We start from the raw sequence: 5,916 nt of genomic DNA, 5'->3' as shown, positions 1-5,916 counted from the left end.
GCCATCGCAAAAACCGTCAATCAAATCGCCAAAACCCAGAAATTACCGGCCAAGCACATCAATCAAGGGTTCTTCGATCCCTCCAAATTAGTTTTTCTTATATTTGTATTAATTATTCTAGAACAAATATTATAAAAATATTTGTTCTAGAAATAAATTATCTATAATATCCATTATCGTAATCTGTTGTTGTAATATTAAGATGTATTGTCATTTATTATAGATTGTTTATTCCAAGAATATTCAAATATTCTATTATTATATTGAGAAATATTTCTTCTTATAAACTCTCCATGGATATTAATAAGTTCAGCACTATGTGGAGATTGAATACGGTCAAAATGTCTATGATCTGTAAGTTCTAACAAGCCAACGCATTTTTGCGTTTGCACTAAATAGAGAACTTCTGAACTTCCTTTTCCCAATGGGTGAATATGCATAATTCCAGCATAATCTAGTAAGTTGTCTGTGGTGGTATCTATATTGGTTCTGTACATCTCTTCAGGGAGACCATACCCATTAGAAATATGTTCGTTAATTAGTCTTAAAGCGGCTACAAGATTTTGCCGCTTTTCTTGTGATATTTCAGGAATATCAGGAAAATCACTCAGTTTTCTATAGTTATTACTCTTTAAAACTTTTTTGCTTCGCGGTTCAATTCTAGGCAAACGTTGTAGAGCATTATTAATACACAAAGAAAAACTCTTAAAAACTTTCTAGATCATGTCCATATAATCATTATCGGTGAAATTTACCATATCGATACCACATAAAATTTGCGATTTTCCATCAACCATCTTGTCGCGATTTTTGAGAAGCGTAATAAAATCTGGATTACTGTTTTCAACAGTTTTCTCAATTTTATAATTAATAAAATTGTACTCCATAATAGGATAAGATGTATTGCTATGAATAAAAATGGTCATTTCTTAGAACTTCCCTTAAAACAAAAATAATTCATAAAGAGAATTATCAATGTTTATTTTAATGATTATGTATTTTATTTTTCCGTTATGTCAATGGGTTGACATAACAAGAAAACGAGATAATATGCCACAAAGGCATGAATGGAAGGCATGTTTGTTAACAAACATGCCTTCCATTCATGCCTTTGTGTTTAAGTATGCGCTTAAAGCATACCTTAACATGAAGGTAATTATGAAACAGACTATAAGTCTGATCAATCAATAAGATTGCAAAAAACCATTAAAGAGAAACTTTAATTTAAATATATAAAAATCAATATTCATATATGTATATATTTGCAGTTATTATTCATGATAGATGGAATGAGGCTTGCCACATTCCATCTATTGGATACATTCTACTGAAAATTGAAAAGGGGACGCCCGGCAAGGCATCCCCTTTAAAAATCTCGCTTCCCGGCGAGGTGGACTTGATGCAAGAGGTGCGACAACACACTCAAGCGTCCGATGCGATATAGTAGGCATAGCCTAAGTGGCTTTCAAGCCTAATATCGCAGGAAAGAAGGAAGCCTCGCCCATAATTTAGAAAGGGCCCGGCTTTGTCTCAGACGTTTTCTTCCCAACTTTGGACACTTACCCAGAGCCGGATGATTTCCGGTAAGACCCATCTGGTCTTACAGGCGCTTGCTTCTTTTGAGGGGCCGCATGGTCTTTTCCCCAGTCATGAAGCCATAGCCGCACGTGCGGGTTGCTCAGCTCGCACAGTCATCCGCAGTCTTGAGAAAGCCTACCTTCTTGGTCTTGTGGAGCGCACCCGTCGTCGGGTGAAGCGTCAGGGCCGGATGGTGAGTGGCTCTAATCTGTATCGACTGGTGCTGAAGCCGTTAGAGCAGGTCAAGGTTGCGGCCAGACACTATGCGCAGCAGTTACGAGAGGCTCTAGCCCGCAGAAAACAGCGCTTTCTTCAGACTGACATTTTTGCAGCGGAAACCTATTCCAAAGATATAAATCAACCCTATCCGCGACATACGAAAGACGAGTGGCTGGAGATTCTGACCCGTATGCAAAGCGGGCAGACACCTCAAGAAGCGGGATATAGGGGAAAGACCTGATACCCCCCTCTCACACCAAGCAAACGAGACAATCCAAAGGCTCAGGAAGCAGGAGGCAATGGGAAAGGTCTGTCTGTCCCATTGGATAGACAGAGCAAAAGAGAGGATCAAATTTTTCAGAAAATTTTAGCGGCTAAAATTTCACTCTCTATTTTTTTGGATGATCCAAATCAGCCCTGCTAAAAAATAACCAAGAATGACAAAAAAATATAACCATGATTTGCAAAAAATAACCGAGTTTTACGCTCGGCTATAACCGTTTATGCCGCCAAAATATCTTGTAAAAGTTGGGCAGGACAGGTGAAGTAGGCCCACGCTAACGGCGTGACTACTTCACATAAACCTTATGCGCACCTGTAGTGCTTAACGGTGTCCTGTCTTGCGGTGCATCCTCAGAAAGAAGATGCACGATTTGACTGCCTGACCTCAAAATCTGGTAAATCCATCAATCCTGCTCAGGAGAAGGCAGGGCCGCCCTGTGTTGTTGCTGCACTCCTTTGAGGCTGTCCCGGATCAGAGCATAGGCTTTGCTGGAGACGGATTTCGGGACCGGTGCACCGGCTTCCGAAAGCTGGGCAATCATGCTGACGAGGCGTTCTGCGTCAGACAAGTCTGGCGTCTGTTTGACAGGAGCGTCTGACAGGTTTTCTTTTGGGTTTCTGCCATTTTTAACGTGAGACCGAATGGCTCTGTCTAACCACTCGCCAATCGTGACCCCCTCTCTTTTGGCGGCGGCCAGAGCAGCATTCCGCACCTCGGGATGAACGCCCCGGATAGACCATGGTTTAGGTTCGTCTGTCATGTCTGACTCCTCTGTCTGACTTGTCTGGCAGAAGTGAAGCATGCCCGCGTCATGTCTGTCATGTCTGACAGATGCGCCAGACAAGTCAGACAGAGGGAGAGGCAAGAAGGAGCCGGTTATGGCCAGACACTCTGATCGAACACTAACGCATCCGGGAGCGCTCCTGCGGGAAGACCTGCTTCCGGCTATAGGACAAAGCGTGACAGATCTTGCCGCCCGTCTCGCTCTTTCCGAGGCCGACCTTTTAGACCTCTTGGCTGAGAGAACTCCGGTTACGCCGGAGCTTGCCCTGCGACTGGGAGCCGTTTTCGGGAATGGTGCCGCGTTCTGGAACCGCTTGCAGGCCGCGCACGATGGGCGCTCCCATCCGCCTTCGGGTTCTTACAGGAACGCCTCGCCGGGATGATTCAGGAAAGGGGCATCGTCCCGGACGTAGGTTTGCAGGACAGAGAGATTTTTGTGGCGTGTTACACGAGCCAGAGCGAGGGCGTCTTGCCCCGTCTGTGCACCAGAGGTCACAAATCCGGCCCGAAGGGAATGACCGGAAAACCCCCTCGGATCATATCCCGCGGCGTGGGCGTATGTCTTGACTATGGTGGCGACAGACCGGTCTGAGAGAGGCTGTGCGCTCAGATGCCCGTGACGGGTAATGCTGCGGAACACGGGCCCCTGTGTGATCCCGGATGCCGCAAGCCATGAGCGTATAGCGTCTACTGGACGGAGACGGCGGCCATTCGGGATGCCAATGACCTGTCCGCTGCCGTCCTGATCGGTTTTGCTGCGCCGGATGCTGACCAGTAGTCCGCGTTCCTGAAACAGGAGATCGTCCGTAGTCAGTGCCACCAGCTCACTGCGCCGCAAGGCTCCGGCAAAGCCGAGTGTCAGAAGCGCCTGATCTCTCTGACCGCTCAGGGAGGAGGGGCAGTGGGCCAGCATGTCGCGCACAATTTCAGCCGTGGCAGCCTGCTTGCGTGTGGGGGCTGTCCCAAGGGTGCGGCGGATACCGGCCATGACACGCTCTACGCCGGGGGCTTTGACTGGGTTGTGCTCCTGTCCCTGAAAGGCATGCGACAGGGCAGCGCGTGCTCTGGCAATCCCAGACGCCTTACGGCCTGCTTCAGCCAGAGAGGAGAGCCAGGAGGCGATCTGAGCTGGTGTTGCCTGGAGGGCAAGCACGTCATGTTCTGCACACCATACCGTAAAACTCTGCCAGTCGGTGGCGTAGGCGGCGCGGGTCGCCGGAGACAGAGACGCCAGAAGATAGCTGGTGATCCGTTCCCGGTCGGCTTCAGAGAGGGCGGGGTCAGAACAGCGCGGTGTCAGAAGCATGGTGGGGTCTCTCCGAACGGCACGGGTGCGCTAGGGTCTAGCATGAGCGATCGGCACAGGCTGATATCCCTTGCGAAACTACGCTAACAGCGTATATAAAGGAGCATGACAGGGCCTGAGATCGAGTTTGAATGGGACGACGCGAAAAGCGATGCCTGCTTTGAAGAGCGGGGGTTCGATTTCGAATATGCGGCCCAGATTTTTCTGGGGCCTGTTCTCCAGAAACCGGACGACCGTAAGGATTATGGAGAACCCCGTATTAGAGCCGCAGGCTTGATCGAGGGGATCCCGTTTATGGTCGTTTATACGGTGCGCGGGACGTGTCTGCGCATCATCTCGGCCCGGAAGATGCACCGAAAGGAGTGGATCAAATGGCAAAACTGACATTGGCAGACATCAAACGTCGTGGCGGCCGGGTCGATCGGGCACGCGTTCAGGCGACGACGGCCGCAGAGATTGACCAGCAGGCCCACGAAGATGGGACACAAAGCGATCTGCCGGGGCCAGCCTATCCGTCTCCTGCGACGGTACGCCGCCAGTTGAAGCTGACCCAGACAGACATTGCCGCTCTGGCCGGTGTGCCAGTAGCGACATGGCGGAACTGGGAGCAGGGCCGTGTGAGCCTTGACCCGGCGGTGCGGACGCTTCTGCGTGTCTTGTGGCGTGAACCTGACGCGGTGCGACGGGCGATGGTGGCCTGATCGGGTCTTAGAGAGCGGGATCATGAGCAATGAGGGTACCCTCATTGCTCATGATAGAGGATGTTTCTGGCTTCCGGGAATGCACGTTCCTGGATATTAGATTATCGGTTGGAAAAAATATTTCATGTAATAAGCATTTTCAGGTAATATGTTTTTGGGCGGTCGTCTAATATGGCTAAGACGCTACCAGAAATGGTGGAAATCCTGGTTCAATTCCAGGCTGCCAGACAGTATGGATAATCCATACTGTCTGGCAGCCTGGGGTTAAAATGTGCGACGCAGAAAATATAACGTTGTTTAAAGCTTTTTCTGAAAATCTTGAAGTTTTAAAAAAAGCAAAAAAACAACTTAAAAAAGACCTAAATAGTTTTCTAAAAAAAGATAATATAATCTCTTTGAGATATTATACTTTTTTTTATGCTCTTATGTATTCAGCATTAATGGAAGCTTCTTTTAAGAAGCTTATTTTTACGCCTTATGGTCTTTCAAACAATGAAATTGAGCAAATAATTTCGGTTTCTAAAACCAACATTAGCCAAGCATGGATTGTTTGTTTAGAAATAGCTTTGCCTAAGGTTTATGGACCAAAAAATGTAAGCTTTTTGCCAAATGCAAAAAAGAGGCTAAAGAAATTAATAGATCAAAATATAACCAAACCATATGAAATTAGAAATAAAATTGCTCATGGTCAGTGGAGTTGGGCAACCAATAAATATTTATCAAAGGTAAATAATGAAACGTCTAGGAAATTACAATCAATAGATTATATTGAGGTAGATAAGTGGTTTGAAACATGTGATCTAATTTCTCATATTATGGAAATGCTCATAGTTTCTCCAAAAAAAGGATTTACTAATAATTACTGGAGAACTGTATCTGATATTGAAAATAAAATATATGAAATGTCTTCATGGACAATGGAGAAGAAAAAAGAAAAAATGAAATCTAAGCAAAAATCAAATGGAGGGTTCTAAAAACCCCCTGGTTTTGAGGTCTTCTGTATGATTCTATTTCTTCTGCGTTGATTGAGGGAATGGCGATATGAA

Annotated in this window: 8 protein-coding genes; 5 read left to right on the top strand and 3 right to left on the bottom strand. The window is 46.4% G+C overall.

Annotation, left to right across the window (positions count from 1 at the left end):
• Positions 1 to 197: 197 nt before the first annotated feature.
• Complete coding sequence (locus tag FKW19_RS09630; protein WP_150150565.1) at positions 198 to 695, bottom strand: hypothetical protein; 498 nt, start codon at positions 693 to 695, stop codon at positions 198 to 200.
• An 830-nt stretch (positions 696 to 1,525) separates the two neighbouring features.
• Here FKW19_RS09630 and FKW19_RS09625 point away from each other — a divergent pair.
• On the top strand, positions 1,526 to 2,038 hold the full coding sequence (locus FKW19_RS09625; RefSeq protein WP_238331232.1) for a helix-turn-helix domain-containing protein: 513 nt from the start codon (positions 1,526 to 1,528) through the stop codon (positions 2,036 to 2,038).
• 445 nt (positions 2,039 to 2,483) lie between these two features.
• On the opposite strand, the gene FKW19_RS09620 is transcribed toward FKW19_RS09625, so the two are convergent.
• On the bottom strand, positions 2,484 to 2,840 hold the full coding sequence (locus FKW19_RS09620) for a hypothetical protein (protein ID WP_150150564.1): 357 nt from the start codon (positions 2,838 to 2,840) through the stop codon (positions 2,484 to 2,486).
• A gap of 118 nt (positions 2,841 to 2,958) precedes the next feature.
• On the opposite strand from FKW19_RS09620, the gene FKW19_RS09615 reads away from it, so the two are divergent.
• A complete protein-coding gene (locus FKW19_RS09615; RefSeq protein ID WP_150150566.1) occupies positions 2,959 to 3,246 on the top strand; it encodes a HigA family addiction module antitoxin in 288 nt (95 codons plus the stop codon).
• Here the strand turns inward: FKW19_RS09615 and FKW19_RS09610 are convergent.
• Positions 3,222 to 4,169, bottom strand: coding sequence for a site-specific integrase (locus FKW19_RS09610; RefSeq protein WP_150150563.1), 948 nt, complete (start codon positions 4,167 to 4,169; stop codon positions 3,222 to 3,224). The genes FKW19_RS09615 and FKW19_RS09610 overlap by 25 nt on opposite strands.
• 105 nt (positions 4,170 to 4,274) lie before the next feature.
• On the opposite strand from FKW19_RS09610, the gene FKW19_RS09605 reads away from it, so the two are divergent.
• The 3 genes from FKW19_RS09605 to FKW19_RS09595 all read left to right on the top strand — a co-directional run bounded on the left by FKW19_RS09605 (position 4,275) and on the right by FKW19_RS09595 (position 5,844).
• The gene (locus FKW19_RS09605) at positions 4,275 to 4,553 is read left to right on the top strand and encodes a BrnT family toxin (protein WP_041247997.1); all 279 of its coding nucleotides are present in this window, start codon (positions 4,275 to 4,277) and stop codon (positions 4,551 to 4,553) included.
• Positions 4,541 to 4,870, top strand: coding sequence for a DNA-binding transcriptional regulator (locus tag FKW19_RS09600; protein ID WP_150150562.1), 330 nt, complete (start codon positions 4,541 to 4,543; stop codon positions 4,868 to 4,870). The genes FKW19_RS09605 and FKW19_RS09600 overlap by 13 nt, the downstream gene beginning before the upstream one ends.
• A gap of 269 nt (positions 4,871 to 5,139) precedes the next feature.
• The gene (locus tag FKW19_RS09595) at positions 5,140 to 5,844 is read left to right on the top strand and encodes a hypothetical protein (protein ID WP_150150561.1); all 705 of its coding nucleotides are present in this window, start codon (positions 5,140 to 5,142) and stop codon (positions 5,842 to 5,844) included.
• Positions 5,845 to 5,916 lie beyond the last annotated feature (72 nt).

Origin of the sequence: Acetobacter sp. DmW_125128, from assembly GCF_008704325.1 — a bacterium.
GTDB classification, from domain to species: Bacteria; Pseudomonadota; Alphaproteobacteria; order Acetobacterales; family Acetobacteraceae; genus Acetobacter; species Acetobacter oryzifermentans.
Note: the sequence above shows the minus strand (reverse complement) of the source record. Positions and strands in the feature narration are given on the sequence as shown.

Excerpts from the sequence above, each read along its gene's own strand:
- FKW19_RS09615 (WP_150150566.1), top strand. The coding sequence starts at position 2,959 with ATGGCCAGACACTCTGATCGAACACTAACGCATCCGGGAGCGCTCCTG.
- FKW19_RS09610 (WP_150150563.1), bottom strand. The coding sequence starts at position 4,169 with ATGCTTCTGACACCGCGCTGTTCTGACCCCGCCCTCTCTGAAGCCGAC.
- FKW19_RS09595 (WP_150150561.1), top strand. The coding sequence starts at position 5,140 with ATGTGCGACGCAGAAAATATAACGTTGTTTAAAGCTTTTTCTGAAAAT.
- FKW19_RS09620 (WP_150150564.1), bottom strand. The coding sequence starts at position 2,840 with ATGACAGACGAACCTAAACCATGGTCTATCCGGGGCGTTCATCCCGAG.
- FKW19_RS09605 (WP_041247997.1), top strand. The coding sequence starts at position 4,275 with ATGACAGGGCCTGAGATCGAGTTTGAATGGGACGACGCGAAAAGCGAT.
- FKW19_RS09600 (WP_150150562.1), top strand. The coding sequence starts at position 4,541 with ATGGCAAAACTGACATTGGCAGACATCAAACGTCGTGGCGGCCGGGTC.